An 18,400-nucleotide genomic window follows, 5' to 3' on the forward strand; every position below is an offset into this window, starting at 1 on the left:
TCTTGGGGATCGACGGTCAGAATTTGATCCCGCCGACCAGGCTGGCCAGGCTCGCGCCGCCCGCCTCGATGCTCGGGGCGATGGCCGTGCCCGCGAGATAGAAGCCGAAGAGCGCACAGACGACGGCGTGCGAGGCCTTGAGGCCGTCTTTGCGGAAGAAGAGGAAGACGATGATTCCGAAGAGGACGACGCCTGAGATGGACAGGATCATGAGGGTTCTCCTGGTCGAGGGGGACAGTCACCATGAGTTGTTCCAGGCTCACAGGATGTATCCATACGATAAAAGGTGCAACAGGGTGAATTTCCGCTGATTTCCCTAAGTTGGCGTAGTGCTCCTCGGCCACCCGGAGTCCTCCGGGTCCCCGGCCGGACGAAGCCGGGGACTGCGACGATCTTTGCCGTGGGCGGGCGCGGTCATGTGCCCAAAGGGGCAGTACGCTGGCGATTCACCCGTACGGCCGCACGGCCCGCGCCACCCCGGGACACGCGAACTCCGCGGCGTCCCGGAACCCACCCCCGTACAACCGACGCAGCGAAAGGCGGACCTGTCGATGACCGACGCACCCGACCCCGAGGTCGTGGAGCTCGCCACGAAGATCTTCGATCTGGCTCGGCAGGGCGAGACCGAGGCGCTCGCCGCATACGTCGACGCGGGCGTGCCGGTGAACCTCACCAACGACCGCGGCGACTCGCTCGTCATGCTCGCCGCCTACCACGGCCACGCCCCGGCCGTCCGCGCCCTCCTTGAGCGTGGCGCGGACGCCAACCGCGTCAACGACCGCGGCCAGACCCCGCTCGCCGGTGCCGTCTTCAAGGGCGAGCACGAGGTGATCAAGGCGCTGCTCGACGGCGGCGCGGACCCCACGGCCGGTACCCCGTCCGCCGTGGACACGGCTCGGATGTTCGACAAGGCCGAGCTCCTGGAGCTGTTCGGCGCCTGACGCCGCACCCGGGGCGCGGCCCGGTCTGCGGGGTCCGCGCCGATACGGGCGGAAATCTGGTCGCGGCGGGCGAAGCCGCTGGTCCATCATGACGTCGTGATTCACGGACACGACTGCTGGGCAGACGCTGCAGCACGCGGACCGTGAACGGCCCGTTCCGGGTCATCGACGAGAGGCAGAGGAAGATGGTCTTCAGCAAGCAAGAGACGACGGGCCGCCGTACGTGTTGTCGCGTGGCGAGGTAGTACGCGAACCCCTGCCCGGTCGACAGCTTGATGTGAGGCTCTTTCCATGTTCGACACAGTCATAGCGCCCAGCGGCACGCTGCTCGGGCTGCTCCAGCGGGGGCGCGGCGACGGCACGCTGCACGCCCTGACGGCGCCGCGCGCCGAGGCGCTCGCGGCCCTCGACCACTGTGTGCGCAGCGACCCCCGGCACGACTGGCAGGTGGAGAACCGCTCCCTCTACTACGCCCGGCTCTACCTCGATCTGCACGGTGGGCTCGGCGAGATCGAACGGCACCTGTTCTCCGCCGAGGACGTCCTCGACACCGACGAGACCCGAACCGGCCTCGCCCTCGCGGTCCTCGGCCACCTCGCCTCGTACGGCAGGGGCGACGCGCTCGCGCTGCTCCGCCGTTACGCCGCCACCGGCGCCAACTGGGCCTGGGCCCTGGACGAACTCGCCCTGCGGGACGAGGACACCGGCCTGCGCGCCCTTGCTGAGCCGGTCCTCGACCGCTTCCCGCGCACCCCCGAGGGCGAGGCCGAACTCGCCGCCGCGGTGCGGGACGCCTTCGAGCCACGGCCCTGGCGGCTGTGGGCCGAGGACCCGCGCGAGGCCGTCGGCGCCCGGGTGCGCGCCGCCCAGGAACGCGGCTCCTTCGACCAGTGGCAGCGGCAGCTCAGCCCCTCCGGGCCACGGCCCGGCTGGAGCGTGCGGGCCGTGCTCGACTGGGCCGACGAGGGCATCGACCGCGGCGCCCGGCTCCACGTACCCGCCGCGCGCTGTCTCAGCGCCGTCGCCGGGCCCGAGGACCGGGACGAGATCGTCCAGGCGGCCCTCGTCGGCGGGGACGGCGCGCGCGGCACCGCGCTGCGTTTCCTCTCCGGGCAGCGGGACCCCGAGGTCCTCGCGCTCATCGAGGCCGCCGTGAGCGACGGCTCCCGGATCGTCGTGGACGCCGCCCTGGACGCCTTCGAACGGATGCCCGGCGAGGCCGCCGTCGAGCGGGCCCGCGCCTGGGTGCACCGGCCCGACGAACTCGGCGCCGCCGCGGGCCGGGTACTCGCCTGCCGGGGCGGTGAGGCCGACGCGAAGCTGGTCCTCGGGGCGCTGCGCGAGGCGGTGCGCGCCGAAGGGCCCGACGCACCGACCCTGTGGTGCCTCGTCGACGGCGCCGGGCGGCTCGGCATCGCCTGCGCCGCGCCGGTCCTGCGCCATATCTACCGCGAGACCGCCTCCTCCCATCTGCGCGGCCGCGCCGCCCGCGCGCTCGCCGCCACCGACCCGTCGTTCGCCGCCGGATTCGCCGTCGAATGCCTGTGGGACTGCGAGGAATCCACCCGCGAAGTCGCCGCGCGGCACGCGGAGACCGGAGACGCGCGCGTCGTCGACCAGCTCAGGCGACTCGCCGCGGATCCCGCGGAAGAGGCCGAGGTGCAGACCGCGGTCCGCAGCCGGATCGGGCCGGACGCGTCTGCCGTGTAGCTGCTTCGTAGTTCATGGCTGCTTCATAGCTGCTCCATGGCTGCTTCGGTTCGGCGTCGCTTCTTCTGTGCGGCCGCTTCTCCTGTCCACCGCTCCTTCTGTAGTGGCCGCTTTTCCTGTCCGCCGCTTCTCTGTAGCGGCCGACTCTCCTGCGCGCCGCTTCTTCTGTAGTACGGGTTTACGGTTCGCGCCGCCGTGTGCTGCCGGGGCGCACACCGGAACGCTCATGGGACGTTCCACGTCAGGAAAGATCGACGTTGATGTGGCCATGCCGCGGGCGTGGACAACACGAGTATGCGTGTCGTCATCGTCACCGAATCCTTTCCGCCCGACGTCAACGGCGTGGCGCACTGCGCCCTGCAGACCGCCCGGCACCTCGCCGCCCGCGGTCATGACCCGCTCGTCGTCGCCCCGACCGTCGCAGGTGCCGCCGGTCCCGACGGAGCAGTCTTCGACGCCGCCGCCCCCTGCCCCGTGATCCGCGTCCGCTCCCTGCCCCTGCCCGGATACCCGCAGGTGCGGGTGGCGCTGCCCAGCCGCCGGGTGGCCGCGGCGCTCGCCGCGTCCCGGGCCGAACTCGTCCATCTGGCCAGCCCGTTCGTGCTCGGCGTGCGCGGCATGGCGGCCGCCGCGCGCCTTGGCATCCCCGCCGTCGCCGTCTACCAGACCGACCTCGCCGGATACGCCCGTACGTACGTCGGCGCGGGCGAGGCCGCCGCCTGGCGCCGCATCCGCAGCGTGCACGCCGCCGCCGACCGCACCCTCGCCCCCTCCACGGCCGCACTGCGCGACCTGACCGCACACGGTGTGCCGCGCGTGCACCTGTGGCCCCGTGGCGTGGACACCGACCGCTTCCGGCCGGACCGCCGCGATGATGCCCTGCGCCGCGAACTCGCCCCGAACGGCGAGCGGATCGTCGGCTACGTAGGACGGCTCGCCCCCGAGAAGCAGATCGAGCTCCTCGCGGAGGCCTGCGCCCTCGACGGCGTCCGCGTGGTCGTCGTCGGCGACGGACCCACCGAGGGCACGCTGCGCTCGGCGCTGCCCGGCGCGGTCTTCCTCGGCCGCCGCACCGGCACCGAACTCGCCCGGATCTACGCCTCGTTCGACGTCTTCGCGCACACCGGGCCGTACGAAACGTTCTGCCAGACCGTGCAGGAAGCCATGGCCAGCGGTCTGCCCGTGGTCGCGCCCGCCGCCGGAGGCCCGCTCGACCTCGTCGACCACGGCCGCACCGGGCTGCTCGTGCCGCCCGGCGACCCGGCCGCCCTGGCCGGGGCCGTACGCACGCTCACCACCGACCCCGCGCTGCGCGCGGCGTACGGGTCGGCGGCGCGCGCGGCGGTCGCCGGACGCACCTGGGAGGCCGTCGGCGACCGGCTGCTCGAGCACTACGCGGACGTGCTCGGCGGGCCACGGACGGCGGTGGCGGCATGAGCCTGCGCATTGTCAGACTCGCCAACTTCGTCGCCCCGGCCTCCGGCGGCCTGCGCACCGCACTGCACCAACTGGGCGCCGGGTACCGCGCCGCGGGCCACGAACCCGTGCTCGTCGTGCCGGGCGAGCGGGCCGAGGAGTACGACAGTGCGCAGGGGCGGGTGCACGTGCTGCCCGGACCCGTCCTGCCCGGCACCGGCGGCTACCGGGTCCTCGCCGACCGCCGCCGGGTGCGCCGCCTGCTCGAAGACCTCGCCCCCGACCGCCTGGAGGTCGGTGACCGCACCACACTGCGGTGGACCGGTGAGTGGGCCCGGCGTGCCCGCGTCCCGGCCGTGATGGTCTCGCACGAGACCGCCGACGGCGTGCTGCGCGCCTGGGGCCTGCCCCGGGCCGCCGCACGCCGCGCCGCCGACGCACTGAACTCCCGTACCGCCCACGCCTATGCACGCGTCGTGTGCACCACCGGATGGGCCGAGCAGGAGTTCTTGCGGATCGGGGCGCGCAACGTCGTACGCGCGCCGCTCGGTGTCGACCTGGAGCGCTGCCGTCCGGGGCTGCGCGAGCGGGCGGTACGGGAGCGGCACGCGCGCGTGGGGGAGGTGCTGCTCGTGGTGTGCTCCCGCCTGTCCGTGGAGAAACGTCCCGGCACCGCGCTCGACGCGCTCGGCGTGCTGCGCGAACGCGGCATTCCGGCCCGCCTGGTGGTCGCCGGGGACGGGCCGCTACGGGCGCGCCTGAGCGAACGCGCGCACACGCGCGGGCTTCCCGTCACCTTCCTCGGCCACCTCGCGGACCGGCACGCCCTGGCCGCCCTCCAGGCCACCGCCGACGTGTGCCTGGCACCCGGCCCGGCCGAGACCTTCGGGCTCGCCGCCCTGGAGGCCCTGGCCTGCGGCACGCCCGTAGTGGCCAGCGCGTCATCCGCGCTGCCCGAGGTCATCGGCTCGGCGGGCGCCGCCGCCCACGACCGGGGCGAGGCGTTCGCCGACGCGGTCGAGGCGCTGCTCGCCGTCCCCGAGACGGACCGCCGACAGGCGGCACGCGCGCGTGCCGAGGGCTTCTCCTGGGACCGGTCGGTGGCCGCCTTCCTCGCGGCGCACGATGCCGCGCCGGTACACCAGGGCGTACGACCGGACGCTCCAAGGCCGCACGTACCGACGGTGGGGCGGCCTGCCGTGAACGGTGTGCGGGGTGCGGTGTGAGCGGGATGACGCAGTCCGAAGTCAGCCGTGCCGTGCCGCCCTCCGGCGCGCGCGGGGCGGGGCGGCCGTTGCGGTTCGCCGCGCTCGGGGACTCGCTCACCGAGGGCGTCGGCGACCGGGTCGGGGGCGCCTGGCGGGGCTGGGCGGCGCTGCTCGCCGCCGGGCTCGCGCCCGCCGGACAGCCCGTGGAATTCCGTAACTTCGCGGTCAGCGGGGCGCAGTCCCGGGACGTGTACGAGGGGCAGCTGCCCGCCGCACGCGGCTTCGCGCCCGATGTCGCCGCCGTCGTGGTGGGCGTCAACGACACCCTGCGCCGCACCTTCGACATCCGGGCGCTCGCCGCCCGCCTCGACACGGTGTACGCCGCGTTCGCCGGGCACGGCGCGGTGCTGCTCACCGCCTGCCTGCCCGACCCCGGCACGATGCTCGGGCTCCCCGGGGTGCTCGGGCGTCCGCTCGCCCGGCGGCAGCGCGCCGTCAACGCCGTGGTGCACGCACTGTCCGAGCGGTACGGGGCCGTGCACCTGCACGCCGCCGACGGGGCGTGGGTCGCGGACCGCACCATGTGGAGCGCGGACCGCCTGCACCCCGGGGAGCGCGGGCACCGGCTGCTCGCGGCCCGTTTCCACGACCGGCTCGCGGCCGTCGGGGCGCCCAAGGGGCGGGAGTTGGGGCCGCGGCCCTCCTGCGAGCCGGAGCAGCCGCCACCGGGCCGCGCGGCCGGGGCGTGGTGGCTGGCCACGGCGGGCACCGGGTGGGTCGCGCGGCGCTGCACCGATCTGCTGCCCCAACTCCTCGGCCTCGCCGCGGACGAGGCCCGGCACGCGCTGCGCGGCACGAGCAGGAGCCTCGACGTGCGGGCCGCGCGGGCCGTGTCGGGGGCGTTGGCGGCGATCCAGGGGGCTTCGCGTCCTGGGGCGGTTTCTGGTACGGGGGTCGGGGCGGATGTGGGGGTGGAGGTGGCTTGACGAGGCCCGGGCCCTGGGGCGTGTCCGGCGGATCTTGGCGCCTGCGGCGGGCCCTTTCTCCTACCCGCCCTTCCCCCAATTGGGGCCCTGCCCCAGACCCTTGGGGTCCAGGGGGCGAAGCCTCCGGCTGGGGGTCTGGGAGGGCGGAAGCCCTCGGTGGGAGTTAGGGGCGAAGCCCCCAAAGGGGGCCTGGGGTCGCAGGCCCCCAGTTTCGGGAAGAGGCGGGTGAGGGGAAAGATTCGCCGGACAGGCCCGAGCCGCGCCCTCACACGAACCGGACCGGTGTGCCCGGGCGGGCCTGGGCCGCCGCTGCCAGGTCCGGGGCGCTGACCACCGCCACCACTGGGTAGCCGCCCGTCGTCGGGTGGTCGGCCAGGAACACCACCGGGCGGCCGTCCGGGGGGACTTGGACCGCGCCGGGGATCAGGCCCTCGCTGGGGAGCTCGCCGTGGTGTGCGCGCTCCAGTGGGGGGCCTTCCGTGCGCAGGCCGATGCGGTTGCTCGCCGGGGACACCCGGTACGCGCGCGTGGTGAGGGTGCGCAGGGCCGCGGGCGTGAACCAGTCGGCGCGCGGGCCCGGGGTGGTGCGCAGGACCAGTTCGGTGGGCGGGGCGGCCTGGGGGGCCACGTCCACGCGCGCGTGCGGCGGTCCGGGCGGGGCGCCCAGGGGCAGCACCGCGGCGTCGGTGAGCGGGGCCGGGCCGAGCCCCGAGAGCAGATCCGTGGCCCGGCTGCCCAGGACGGGCTCCACCGCCACGCCACCCGCCACGGCGACGTACGACCGCACGCCCCGCACGGCCGCCCCCACGTCGAGCACGGCCCCCGCCGGTACCCGCACCGGCGCCCCCCACGGCGCGGGCCGCCCGTCGACCGTGACCGGGCAGGGCGCGCCGGTCACGGCGACCGTGACGGCGCAACGGGGCCGCAGCGCACAGCCGTTGAGCGTGGTCTCCAAGAGCGCCGCGTCGGCGGCGTTGCCCACGAGCCGGTTGGCGAGCAGCCCCGCGGGCCGGTCCAGGGTGCCGGAGCGGGGCACCCCGAGATGGGCGTGCCCGGGTCGGCCGAGGTCCTGCACCGTGGTGAGCGCTCCGGCGCGTACGACGGCGAGTGCGCGGTCGGTCATGCCGCCGCCTCCGCCTCGATGGGTACGAATCGGACCAGGGTGCCCGGCGAGAGCAGCGCCGCGGGCGTGCGGGTCGCGTCCCAGAGGACCGTGTCCGTCGTACCGATGAGCTGCCAACCACCCGGCGACGAGCGCGGATAGACACCTGTGTACGGCCCGGCGAGCGCCACCGAGCCGGGTGGCACCGTGGTGCGCGGCGTGGCCCGGCGCGGTACCGCGTACCGCTCGGGCAGGCCGGTCAGATAGCCGAAGCCGGGCGCGAACCCGCAGAAGGCGACGCGGAATTCGGTACCGGAGTGGATCCGGGCGACCTCGTGCGGCGGCACGTCCCAGTGCACCGCGACGTCGGCCAGGTCGGGGCCGTCGTAGCGGACGGGGATCTCCACGGCCCGCTGCGCGCGCGGGGAGAGCGGTGGGATCTCCCAGGTGGCGAGGCGCGCCGCGAACCCCGCGGGGTCGTCGAGGCCGTCGAGGAGCACGGTGCGGGCCGCGGGGACGATGTCGCGTACGGGCGGCAGGGTGCCGTCCGCGCGGCGCCGGAGCAGTGCGGCGTGCAGCGCCTCGGCCGCGGCCCCGCTGTCCACCTCTACGAGGAGCGCGCGTTCGCCCATGGGCAGCATCCGCATCCCCGTACCGGTACGCATCGCGGACGTACTCATGCGAAGGCCGCCACGTCGACCCCGGCCGCCTCCAGGCGCGCCCGTACCTCGCGGGCCAGGTCCACCGCGCCCGGGGTGTCGCCGTGCAGGCACAGGGAGCGGGCGGGCACGTCGACCGTGCGGCCGGACTCGGTCGTGACCACGCCGTCCCGGGCCAGGCCGACCGAGCGGGCGACGACCGCCTCCGGGTCGGTGACGACGGCACCGGCACGCGCGCGTGGCACCAGAGTTCCCTCGTCGGTGTAGGCGCGGTCCGCGAACGCCTCGGTCACGACCGGCAGTCCGGCCTTCTCCGCCAGGCCGAGCAGCCGGGAGCCGGGCAGGCCGAGCACGGGCCGCGCGCCGCCCGCGAGGAGCACCCCGTCGACCACGGCGGCGGCCTGTTCCTCGTCGTGGACGACGCGGTTGTAGAGCGCGCCGTGCGGCTTCACGTACGACACGCGTGCGCCCGCCGCCTGCGCGAAGACCTCCAAAGCGCCTATCTGGTAGGCGACTTCGGCGGTCAGCTCGTCGGCGGGCACGTCCATGGCCCGGCGCCCGAACCCGGCCAGGTCCCGGTAGGACACCTGCGCGCCGATGCGCACCCCGCGGGCGGCCGCGAGCTCGCACACCCGGCGCATGGTCGCGGCGTCCCCCGCGTGGAAGCCACAGGCCACATTGGCGCTGGTCACGACGGAGAGCAGGCGCTCGTCGTCGGTGAGGCGCCAGCGGCCGAAGCCCTCGCCCAGGTCGGCGTTGAGGTCGATCACTGCTCGGGTCATGGGGGTGCGTACGTCTTTCGTGCTCGGGTTCCGGGGTGTACGGGTCGTGCGGCGGCGCTCAGGTTCCAGGTCTCACGGCAGCAGCTCCTTGCCGCGGGTCTCGGGCAGGCCGAACAGGGCGAGGACCGCGATCCCGTACGCGACCGCGCCGAAGATCAGCGCACCGCCGACGCCCCAGCTCTCCGCGAGGAAGCCCACCAGGGTCGGGAAGGCCGCGCCCACGCCCCGGCCGACGTTGTACGTGAAGCCCTGCCCCGTACCGCGTACCGCCGTCGGATACAGCTCGCTGAGGAACGAACCGAATCCACTGAAGATGGCCGACATACAGAAGCCCAGCGGGAAACTCACCACCAGGAGCAGTCCGTTGGCCCCTTCGGGGAGATACGAGAATGTCAGGATGCAGCCCGCGGAGAGGAACGCGAAGAGCGTGATGTTCTTCTTGCGGCCGAGCACGTCGGTGAGGTGACCGCCGGTCAGATAGCCGAGGAAGGCGCCGGAAATCAGCACGGCCAGATAGCCGCCGGTGCCCACGACGGACAGGCCGCGCTCGGTCTTCAGATACGTCGGCACCCAGGTGGACAGCGTGTAGTAGCCGCCCTGCACACCCGTCGAGAGCAGCGCCGCGTACACCGTGGTGCGCAGCAGGCCCGGCCGCAGGATGGCCACGAACGAGGCGCTCGCCCGCTCGCTTCGGCGCTCCGCGCGCGCGTGCGCGGCCTGCGGGGCGTCGGTGACGTTGCGGCGTACGTAGATGACCAGGAGCGCGGGCAGGGCGCCGGTGAAGAACATCACGCGCCAGGCCAGGTCCGCGTCGAGGAACTGGTAGACCAGCGTGTACGCGACCACCGCGAGGGCCCAGCCGACCGCCCAGGCGCTCTGCACGGCGCCCAGGGTGCGGCCGCGGTGCTTGGCGGTGGCGTACTCCGCGACCAGGATCGCGCCGACCGCCCACTCGCCGCCGAAGCCGAGCCCCTGGAGGGCGCGGAAGACAAGCAGCGTCTCGTAGTTGGGGGCCAGGCCGCACAGGACGGTGAAGACGGCGTACGTGATCACCGTGATCATCAGCGCGGGCACCCGGCCCAGGCGGTCGGCGAGCACCCCGGCGAGCGCGCCGCCGACGGCGGAGACGAGCAGGGTGACCGTGGTGAGCAGTCCGGTCTGGCCGCTGTCCAGGGAGAAGTAGGCCGAGATGGCCACCATGCTCAGGGGCAGCGTGAAGTAGTCGTACGAGTCCAGGGCATAGCCACCGAACGCGCCGCCGAAGGCGCGCCGGCCGCGCGGCCCCAGGGCCTTCAGCCAGCCGAACGGGCCGTTGTCGTCGCGGAGTTCGGCCGGGGCCGGTGGCGCGTCGGTGGCCGTGCGGCGGGGCGGTGGGGTCGTGCTCATCCGGCACCTCGCAGGGGTGGGAGGAGGAGAGGGGTACGTGCCGCCCGTCAACGTAGAGGATTGTTGAACAATCCCTCAATACCCTGGAGAGGATTGTTGAACGAGCCCACAATCCTCATGTTGTTTCGTCCCCGTGGAGTGCGCTTGAATTCGGGTATGACCGACCTGGCGGACCATCGCCCATCCCTGGACCGCACCAGCACCGCGCAGCGGGTCGCGGACGTCCTGCGTGGCCGCATCGCCGAGGGGTACTTCGTGCCCGGCGAGCAGCTCTCCGAGGCGGGGATCGGTGGCGCGCTGAAGGTGTCGCGGAACACCCTGCGGGAGGCGTTCCGGCTGCTCACCCATGAGCGGCTGCTCGTCCATGAGCTCAACCGGGGCGTGTTCGTCCGCAAATTGAATATCGAGGACATCGAGGACATTTATCGCGTACGGCAGCTTGTCGAGTGCGCCGTCGTGCGTGGCCTCGGCGAACCCCCGTACGCCCTCGACGAGGTGGCCCGCGCCGTGGACGCAGGCCGCCGTGCCGCCCACAAGCGGAACTGGAAGGCCGTCGGCACCGCCAACATCCGCTTCCACGCCCAACTGGTCGCCCTCGCGGGCAGCACCCGCACCAACGAGCTGATGCGCAGCGTCCTCGCCGAACTCCGCCTGGCCTTCCACGTAGTGGCCGACCCCCGCATCCTGCACGAGCCGTACGTCGACCGGAACCAGGCGATCCTCGACGCGCTCCTCGACGGGGACCAGGAGCGTGCTGTCCGGCTGCTCGCCGCGTATCTGGAGGACTCCCGGCTTGCCCTGGTCCACGCGTACGCGGTGGCCTCGCAGGACGCGGAGTAGCCCGGGGCGGGATCTGCCCGTTTCGGCCGTTGTCAGTGGCACCGCCTAATCTTTCCGTCGTGACTGCATCTGCCCAGGCCAACACCGCCCCCGGCGCCGGCACCCCCCGGCCCCCGGGCGGCTTCGCGTCCCCGGCCCCGGGCCCGGCCGCCGACGAGGGCCTGGCCCGCCGCCTTCGCGCCCTCGCCTGCACCGCGCCACTGCACGACCTCGACGTACGCAAGGCCAACCTCGCGGGCGAGTACTCGGTGTACGCGATGGCGGAGGTCGCCCTGGCCGCCATCGACCTCGTCACGCTGAACATGGACTTCGACACCGGCGCCGATCCCGACCAGGTCGTGGCCCGCCTGATCCCGCGCGTCGCCGCCCAGGCCCCGCAGCGGCCCGCCGCCGAGCACGAGCGGGTGGCCCGCTGGGTCCTGGAGAACCTGATCAACGTCGGCAGTGTCGACCGTGGCTTCCGCGCGGTGTACGGCACCTTCGGGCCCGACGGCTCCTATGTGCGCCGGGACTACGACTTCAAGCTCATCGAGGAGGTCCCCGCGTACGGCGGCGGGGTCTGCCTGCGCACCACCGACGAGGCGGTCAACGTCCTGGTCGGCGCCCTCGACACCGATGTGACCAGCGCCCAGATCGCCGCTGAGGTCAAGCTGGAGGTGCTGATCAGCCGCGGCCGCCTCGCCGACGCCCAGCTCGCCGCCGAGCAGGCCCGGTACCGCACGGTGCAGTACTCCGAGACCCTCCGCCGAGCCCTGGACGCCACCCGGCGGAACGTACGGGCGGTGGACTGGCTCGAGGCCGTCCCCGACATGATCGCCGAGGCCCTGGAGCACGTCGCCGACCGCTACCGGCACGAGAACGCGATACTGACCAACATCCGCAAGGCCCGGGACGAGGCCGAGACCGGCGCCGACCCGCGCACCGCCGAGCACAAGCGCCGCGCCGCCGAGCTGGTCGACATCGTCAAGGACTGCATCCGGCGCCATACGCAGTTGCAGTCCCGGCTCCTGGAGGCCGGGCCGCTGTTCCGCGCCGAGCAGGACCGGCAGGCGTTCGCGGCGCCCGCCGCGCGTGCGGGGCTCGATGTGTACGGGCAGTTGGTCGCCCCGGTGCTTCCGCTGCCCGTGGAGCAGGCGCTTCGGGTGACCGACGCGTTCTTCGCGCGCGGCACGGGGCTGCGGACGCCGTCTTCGGTACGGGTGGGGGACCTGGTCGACCTGCTGCTCACGCCGCCCGTGGAGCGGGAGCACCTCGGCGCGGAGATGCCGGAGCCCGATCTGATCGCCACGCCGGACGACAGCCGGTTCAGCGAGGAGCAGCTGGGGGCGGCGATGGAACTGCTCGACCTGGAGCATGACGCTCCGCGGCGGTTGTCCGGGCTGCTTGCCGAGGCTCGGCGGCGCGATCCTGAACTGCCCTATCTGGTGGCGCTGTTGGCGGTGCATGCGGCCAGTCCGCCGGTCGGTACCGCGTACCGGCAGGGGGAGCGGAAATTGTTGTTCGCCGTGGATGACGGGGTGCAGCTGGATGATCCCGAGTTCGGTGGGGCCGATCTGATTGTGGGGACCGCCTTGTTGGACGCGGTGGGGATGGCTACGGAGCGGGCGGAGGTGGCCTGATGCGGAGCGCGCCCCGAGACCTCACCGAAGCACGCAGCCCCGATCAAGGAGCAGTACCCGTGACCGACCACCACGCCGACACCCCCGGGTGGAGCGAGCCCGAGGCCCGCCCCGCTCCGGCAGCCGTCACCCCGGCCGACGCCGCCGATGCCGCGCGGCTCGTGTCGTTCGGGCTTCAGCCCAAGCTGCAGCCCGCGCGGGACGCGGAGTACACCGAGCTGCTGCGGCGGTACCGGGAGGATCCGGCGTTCGCGCGGCTCGCCGATGCCGTTGCCACCGGGCTCGGGCTTGTCGTGCTCGAGGTGTCGCCGCGGGCCGGGATGGCCGTGACCGCCGCCGAGGACTCCGTGTTCGCCGTCCGTATGGGCGACTACGCGCGGCGGGCCTCCTCCGATGCGGGGGACCGGTTTCTGCACGGCCTCGCCCATCTCGCCGTCGCCGCGCTGGCGTTCCCGCGGCCCGAGGACCTGGCCGATGACGGGTACATCGGGCGGCTCTCCGTGAACGGTGTCGACGCGTTCGTACGCCAGGCCTGTCGTCGTCTGGAGGAGCGCGCCGAGGAGCAGGGGGAGAACACCGACCCCGCGACCGATGCCCCCGGGCTCGAAGCGGCCTGGCGGATCTGGGCGCGGCGCAGCGCCACCGGGGCCACCAAGGACGCGCGCAGGCTCGCCGGTTCCACCACCGGCATCGTCGCCAAGGCGGTCGCCTTCCTGACCGACTCCGGCTTCCTGCAGCGCACCGGCGACGACGCCGGGGGTACGTACCGCACCACCGCCCGGTACCAGCTCCAGGTCCGTGACATGGCGGGCAGCGCCGCCATGGCCGAGCTGCTCGAACTCGGCGTGGTGCCCGTGACCGACGGCTCCGCCAGTCTGCTCCCGGCCCCCGAGGGCGAGGATCTGGAGCTGGTCGCCGGGGCCGGGCTGCCGTTCCACGCCGAGGAACGCACCTGATGTCCGGGTAACGCCGCCCGCCGCCCCTGTCGCCTCACCACGCCTTACGACGAGAGTCCGCCGCCATGTACGAGCTGTCCCGGGTCCGCCTCTACTCCATTGGTCCTGCCGGTGCGCGCTATGCCGACACCGTGCTCGACCTGCGCGGAGTGGGCGAGGCCGTGCCCGAACCCGCCCCCACCCAGGCGGAGTTCTTCGAGGAGGAGCCCACCGGTCCGCCGCGCCGCCCCGCGCCCGCCGGAGTGCTCTTCCTGGAGAACGGCGGCGGCAAGTCCGTACTGCTCAAGCTGATCTTCTCGGTGATGCTGCCCGGCCACCGGAACACCCTGGGCGGCGCCAGCTCCGGCGTACTGCGGAAGTTCCTGCTCGCCGACGACTGCGGGCACGTCGCCCTGGAGTGGCAGCACACCCAGACCGGCGAGTGCGTGGTCGTCGGCAAGGTCAGCGAGTGGCGCGGGCGGCAGGTCTCCAACGACCCGCGGAAGTTCGCCGAGAGCTGGTACTCGTTCCGGCCCGGGCCCGGGCTCAGCCTGGACAGCCTGCCCGTCGCCGAGTCCACGGCGGTACGGCCGATCGCCGAGGGCGCCTCCGGGGCGCAGGGGCGGCGCCGCACCATGAAGGGCTTCCGGGACGCGATGGTCGAGGCCGGCAAGGCGTACCCCCACCTCGAAGTGCACTGGGAGGAGATCCACGACCGCTGGAACGAGCACCTGGGCGACCTCGGCCTCGACCCCGAACTCTTCCGCTACCAGCGGGAGATGAACGCCGACGAGGGCGAGGCGGCCGGGCTCTTCGCGGTCAAGAAGGACTCCGACTTCACCGATCTGCTGCTGCGCGCCGTCACCGACACCCGGGACACCGACGGCCTCGCCGACCTGGTCAGCGGCTTCGGGAACAAGCTGGGGCGGCGCGCCGAGCTCATCGCCGAACGCGACTTCACCGCGGGCTCCGTCGACCTGCTCGGCCGGATCGTCGAGGCCACCGGGACCCGGGCACGCGCGCGTGACGTGCACGCGGGCGCCGAGCGCCGCACCCGCACCCTGGCCCGCCGCCTCTCCGCCCGCGCCGCCCAGGAGCGCGGCCGCGCCGCCGACCTCTCCCAGGAGGTCACCGCCGCCGCGCACACCGTCACCGCGGCCGAGGACGCCCGCGGCCGCAGCGCCCTGATCGCCGCCGAACTCGCCTACCGGCACGCCTCGTTGGCGCTGTCCGCCGCCGAGAAGGCCGCGGCCGCGCAGAAGCGCGAGCTGGCCGACGCGCGCACCCTGCACTCCGCCTGGCAGGCCGCCGAGGCGGTGCTCCGGCACCGCGCCGCCGCCGACCGCTCCGCGCGCGTGGCCGCCGCGATCCGGGAGGCCGAGCGGGACGCGGCGCCCGCGCTCGCCGCCCGCGCGAAGGCCGCCGCCGACCTGGTGCGCGCGCTGCACGCCGCCGCCGAGGACGGCGAGCGGCTCGCCAACGAGGAGGAGGAGCGCTCCGCCGCCCTCCAGGAGGTGGGCGAGGTCGCGCACCGCGACGCCACCGCCGCCGCCACCGACGCGCAGCGCGCCCGCAGCGAGGCCGAGCACCTGCGCCAGCGGCTCGCCGAGGTGGAGCAGGAGACCGCCGAGGCCGTCCGCGCGGGCTGGCTGGACGACGCGGCGCCGGACGCCGATCCGGCCCGCGCGGCGCTCGCCGCCAGCGACGCCGAGAAGACCGCGGTCGCCGCCTGGGACGAGGCCCGGGAGGTCGCACGGACCGCCACCGAGCGCGCCAAGGAGGCCGCCGCGGCCCAGTCCCGCGCCGAACTCACCGCCGCCCGCGCCGCGGACGCCGCGGACGCCGCCGAGCAGGCCCACGACGCGGAGCGCCGCGCGGCCGACGCCCTTGCGGGCGAGGAGCGCCTTGCGGAGCTGCTCGGGCTGCCGGGCGCGGTGGATCCGGTGGGCCCCCAGGGACGCAGTGCTGTTCCGCAGCCGCGGACCGCGGGGCCCGACGAGGCCGGAGCCTCCGATTCCACCACGCCGCCCGACGCCGCCGAGCCCACGGGCACCACGGACACCCCGGGCCGTCCGCTCACCGCAGCGGAGCTGGACCGCTTCGCCGACGACCTGAAGGACCTCCTGGACCAGGGCGTGGCCGCCGCCGAGCGGCAGCTCTTCGAGCTGCGCACCGCCGCCGCTGACGACTCCCGCATCCTCGGCGCCCTCGGCGACGGCGGCCTGCTGCCCCCGGGCCCGGACGTCCTCGCCACCGTCGAATACCTGGGTGAGCACGGCATCCCCGCGCTGCCCGGCTGGCGCTACCTCGCCCAGGCCGTCGACCCGGCCGACCACGCGCGCGTGCTCGCCGCCCGCCCCGAGCTGGTCGACGGCGTGGTCATCACCGACCCCGAGACACACGCCCGGGCCCGCGAAGCCCTCGGCGCCGCCGCCCTGTTGCCCCGCTCCGCCGTCGCCGTCGGCACCGCCGCCGCACTCGTCGCGCCCGTCCCGGACCAGGGCGCGGACGCGGCGAACGGCGCCGTTTTTCTCGTACCGCCGAACCCGGCCATGCACGACGAGCACGCCGCCGACGAGGAGCGGCAGGCGCTGCGGGACCGCGCCGCCCGCCGGGACGAGGAGATCCGCGCGCTCGCCGCCCGGCTCGGCAAGGACCGGGAGCTGGCGGCCCGGCTCGCCTCCTGGCGCTCCGGCTGCCCGGCGGGCCGCCTCGCCGAGCTGGCCGAAGCGGCCCGCACGGCCCGGGAGTTCGCCGAGGAGGCCGAGGCGGAGCTGGCCGAGGCCCGCACGGCGCGCGCCGAGGCCGACGAGGCCGCCGCCGACGCCGTCCGGGTCAGGGACGAGCGGCAGGAGGCCGCCCAGCGCGCGCGGCGCGCCGCCGACGCCCTCGCGGGCCTGGCGTTCCGGCTGCGTGAACGGGCCGGTTGGCAGGCCCGCCTCCGTGAACTCGCCGACGAGGCGGCCGAGTCGGAGGCCAAGGCCCAGCTCTGCCTGGAGCGCGCCCGCGCCGCCGACGAGGACCGCCGCGCCGCCCAGCGTGCCGCCGACGACGCCCACCGCACCGCCCGCACCCTGCGCGCCGAGCGCGCCGACATCGCGGGCGCCCCCGAGGACGTATCCCTCGAGGCAGAGCCGCCCAAGGCGCCGCTCGCCGCGCTGCGCGAGGCCTACCGCGCGGCGTCCCAGCTGTACGAGAAGGTCGGCGTCGGCGCCGACCTGCGGGCCGAACAGGCCCGCGCCGAGGGCGACGAGTCCGCCGCGCTCGCCGAACTCGACCGGCTCAGCAACAAGGTGCGCACCCGCGCCGCCCAGCTCCTCGAGGGCACCGACGGCGCCGACGGGCCGTCCCGGCAGGCCGCGGCCGCCCGCGCCGAGTCTCTCGTACAGACCCTGGAGACCCGCGCGTCCAGTGCGAGCGAGCAGCTCGGCCGCCTGCGCGGCGAGGCCGAACGCCTCGCGCCCGAGGACGGATCGGCCCACACCGAGCTGCCCGACGACCTGGTGCCGACCGACGCCGAGCACGCCCAGGCGCTTCTGCGTACCGCCACCGCCGAGCTCAACTTCCGTACGGAAGCGCTCACTCAGGCCCGTGACGCGCACGCCGAGCTGCTTCAGGCGCACCGCGCGGCCGAGGACGGCGCGAGCGGCTTCGACGAGACGGCCGCCCTGCTCAGGGACCTCCTCAGGGATCACCACGAGGACGAGGCGGCGGCCGAGGAGCCCGAGCCGTATCCGGGCAGCCCGGAGGAGGCGCGGCAGGCCGCCGCCGAGGCCCGCCGCTCGCTGCGCGGCTGCGCCGCCGACCTGTCCGCCGCCGAGGCCGCCGTGCGCGAGGCGAGCGACGTGCTCGTACGCCATGCCAACTCCACCCGGTACGAGCAGGTACGCACCCCCGCGCGGCAGCAGATCCGCGAGCTGCCCGCCTCCGCGCTGCCCGAGCACGCCGCCAAGTGGGCCGAGGCCTTCGCGCCCCGACTGCGGGTACTCACGGACGAGTTGGAGCAGCTGGAGCGCAACCGGGACTCGATCGTGGACCGGCTGCGCGGCCTGGTCGAGTCCGCGCTCGCCACGCTGCGCTCCGCACAGCGTCTGTCCCGCCTCCCCGAAGGACTCGGCGAGTGGTCGGGCCAGGAGTTCCTGCGCATCCGCTTCGACGAACCGGACCAGGCGACGCTCATCGAGCGGCTCGGCGAGGTCATCGACGACGCCACCCGCGCGGCCGTGAAGAAGAACTCCGATCTGCGGCGCGACGGAATGTCCCTGCTGCTCAGGGGAGTTCAGGCCGCCATCGAACCGCGCGGCGTGGCCGTGGAGATCCTCAAGCCGGACGCCGTGCTGCGCGCCGAGCGCGTGCCCGTCGGGCAGATGGGCGATGTGTTCTCCGGCGGCCAGCTGCTCACCGCGGCCATCGCCCTGTACTGCACGATGGCCGCGCTGCGCTCGAACGACCGGGGCCGGGACAAGCACCGGCACGCGGGCACCCTGTTCCTGGACAACCCGATCGGCCGCGCCAACGCCACGTACCTCTTGGAGCTGCAGCGCGCCGTCGCCGACGCGCTCGGCGTCCAACTCCTCTACACCACCGGCCTGTTCGACACCACGGCGCTCGCGGAGTTCCCGCTGGTGATCCGGCTGCGGAACGACGCGGACCTGCGGGCGGGCCTGAAGTACATCAGCGTGGAGGAACACCTGCGCCCGGGCCTGCCGCAGCAGGACCCGGACGGCGAGACGGTACACGGCGAGATCACGGCGACCCGGATGTACAAGCGCCCGGCGGCGACCGCTACGACGTGACCACCTCGCTCATCACAGGA

General features: G+C 74.5%; 14 protein-coding genes. 9 read left to right on the forward strand and 5 right to left on the reverse strand.

Annotation, left to right across the window (positions count from 1 at the left end):
* Window positions 1-16 precede the first annotated feature (16 nt).
* Window positions 17-211: a hypothetical protein gene (locus ACWD10_RS26395; protein WP_451095140.1), complete on the reverse strand. Its 195-nt coding sequence runs from the start codon at window positions 209-211 to the stop codon at window positions 17-19.
* A gap of 340 nt (window positions 212-551) precedes the next feature.
* Here ACWD10_RS26395 and ACWD10_RS26400 point away from each other — a divergent pair, with 340 nt between their 5' ends.
* From ACWD10_RS26400 to ACWD10_RS26420, 5 genes are all read left to right on the forward strand, one after another.
* Window positions 552-941, forward strand: coding sequence for an ankyrin repeat domain-containing protein (locus ACWD10_RS26400; RefSeq protein ID WP_451095142.1), 390 nt, complete (start codon window positions 552-554; stop codon window positions 939-941).
* Window positions 942-1,232: 291 nt separating this feature from the next.
* Window positions 1,233-2,651, forward strand: a complete 1,419-nt coding sequence (locus tag ACWD10_RS26405) for a HEAT repeat domain-containing protein (RefSeq protein WP_451095144.1) — start codon at window positions 1,233-1,235, stop codon at window positions 2,649-2,651.
* 294 nt (window positions 2,652-2,945) lie between these two features.
* Window positions 2,946-4,088 carry a glycosyltransferase family 4 protein gene (locus tag ACWD10_RS26410; protein ID WP_451095219.1) on the forward strand — a complete coding sequence of 381 codons (1,143 nt, stop codon included), beginning with the start codon at window positions 2,946-2,948 and terminating at the stop codon, window positions 4,086-4,088.
* Window positions 4,085-5,293 (forward strand): glycosyltransferase, encoded by a 1,209-nt coding sequence (locus ACWD10_RS26415; protein ID WP_451095146.1) that lies wholly within the window; start codon window positions 4,085-4,087, stop codon window positions 5,291-5,293. The genes ACWD10_RS26410 and ACWD10_RS26415 overlap by 4 nt, the downstream gene beginning before the upstream one ends.
* Window positions 5,294-5,298: 5 nt before the next feature.
* Window positions 5,299-6,261: an SGNH/GDSL hydrolase family protein gene (locus ACWD10_RS26420; RefSeq protein WP_451095148.1), complete on the forward strand. Its 963-nt coding sequence runs from the start codon at window positions 5,299-5,301 to the stop codon at window positions 6,259-6,261.
* A gap of 265 nt (window positions 6,262-6,526) precedes the next feature.
* Here ACWD10_RS26420 and ACWD10_RS26425 read toward each other — a convergent pair whose 3' ends face one another.
* The 4 genes from ACWD10_RS26425 to ACWD10_RS26440 form a co-directional block, all read right to left on the reverse strand.
* A complete protein-coding gene (locus ACWD10_RS26425; protein ID WP_451095150.1) occupies window positions 6,527-7,384 on the reverse strand; it encodes a 5-oxoprolinase subunit C family protein in 858 nt (285 codons plus the stop codon).
* Window positions 7,381-8,010 carry a 5-oxoprolinase subunit PxpB gene (gene pxpB / locus ACWD10_RS26430; protein WP_451095221.1) on the reverse strand — a complete coding sequence of 210 codons (630 nt, stop codon included), beginning with the start codon at window positions 8,008-8,010 and terminating at the stop codon, window positions 7,381-7,383. The genes ACWD10_RS26425 and pxpB overlap by 4 nt, the downstream gene beginning before the upstream one ends.
* A 29-nt stretch (window positions 8,011-8,039) precedes the next feature.
* Entirely contained in the window at window positions 8,040-8,804 is a 765-nt protein-coding gene (locus ACWD10_RS26435) for a LamB/YcsF family protein (protein ID WP_451095152.1), read from the reverse strand.
* Between the two features lie 72 nt (window positions 8,805-8,876).
* Window positions 8,877-10,190 (reverse strand): MFS transporter, encoded by a 1,314-nt coding sequence (locus ACWD10_RS26440; RefSeq protein ID WP_451095154.1) that lies wholly within the window; start codon window positions 10,188-10,190, stop codon window positions 8,877-8,879.
* 144 nt (window positions 10,191-10,334) lie between these two features.
* Between ACWD10_RS26440 and ACWD10_RS26445 the strand changes: the two genes are divergently transcribed.
* From ACWD10_RS26445 to ACWD10_RS26460, 4 genes are all read left to right on the forward strand, one after another.
* Window positions 10,335-11,030 carry a GntR family transcriptional regulator gene (locus ACWD10_RS26445; protein WP_451095156.1) on the forward strand — a complete coding sequence of 232 codons (696 nt, stop codon included), beginning with the start codon at window positions 10,335-10,337 and terminating at the stop codon, window positions 11,028-11,030.
* Between the two features lie 59 nt (window positions 11,031-11,089).
* Window positions 11,090-12,649 carry a hypothetical protein gene (locus tag ACWD10_RS26450; protein ID WP_451095158.1) on the forward strand — a complete coding sequence of 520 codons (1,560 nt, stop codon included), beginning with the start codon at window positions 11,090-11,092 and terminating at the stop codon, window positions 12,647-12,649.
* A 59-nt stretch (window positions 12,650-12,708) separates the two neighbouring features.
* Window positions 12,709-13,605 (forward strand): hypothetical protein, encoded by an 897-nt coding sequence (locus tag ACWD10_RS26455; RefSeq protein WP_451095160.1) that lies wholly within the window; start codon window positions 12,709-12,711, stop codon window positions 13,603-13,605.
* Window positions 13,606-13,670: 65 nt separating this feature from the next.
* Window positions 13,671-18,380, forward strand: a complete 4,710-nt coding sequence (locus ACWD10_RS26460; RefSeq protein ID WP_451095161.1) for a hypothetical protein — start codon at window positions 13,671-13,673, stop codon at window positions 18,378-18,380.
* The last annotated feature ends 20 nt before the right edge of the window (window positions 18,381-18,400 follow it).

It is taken from the genome of Streptomyces sp. NPDC002851, from assembly GCF_053591935.1.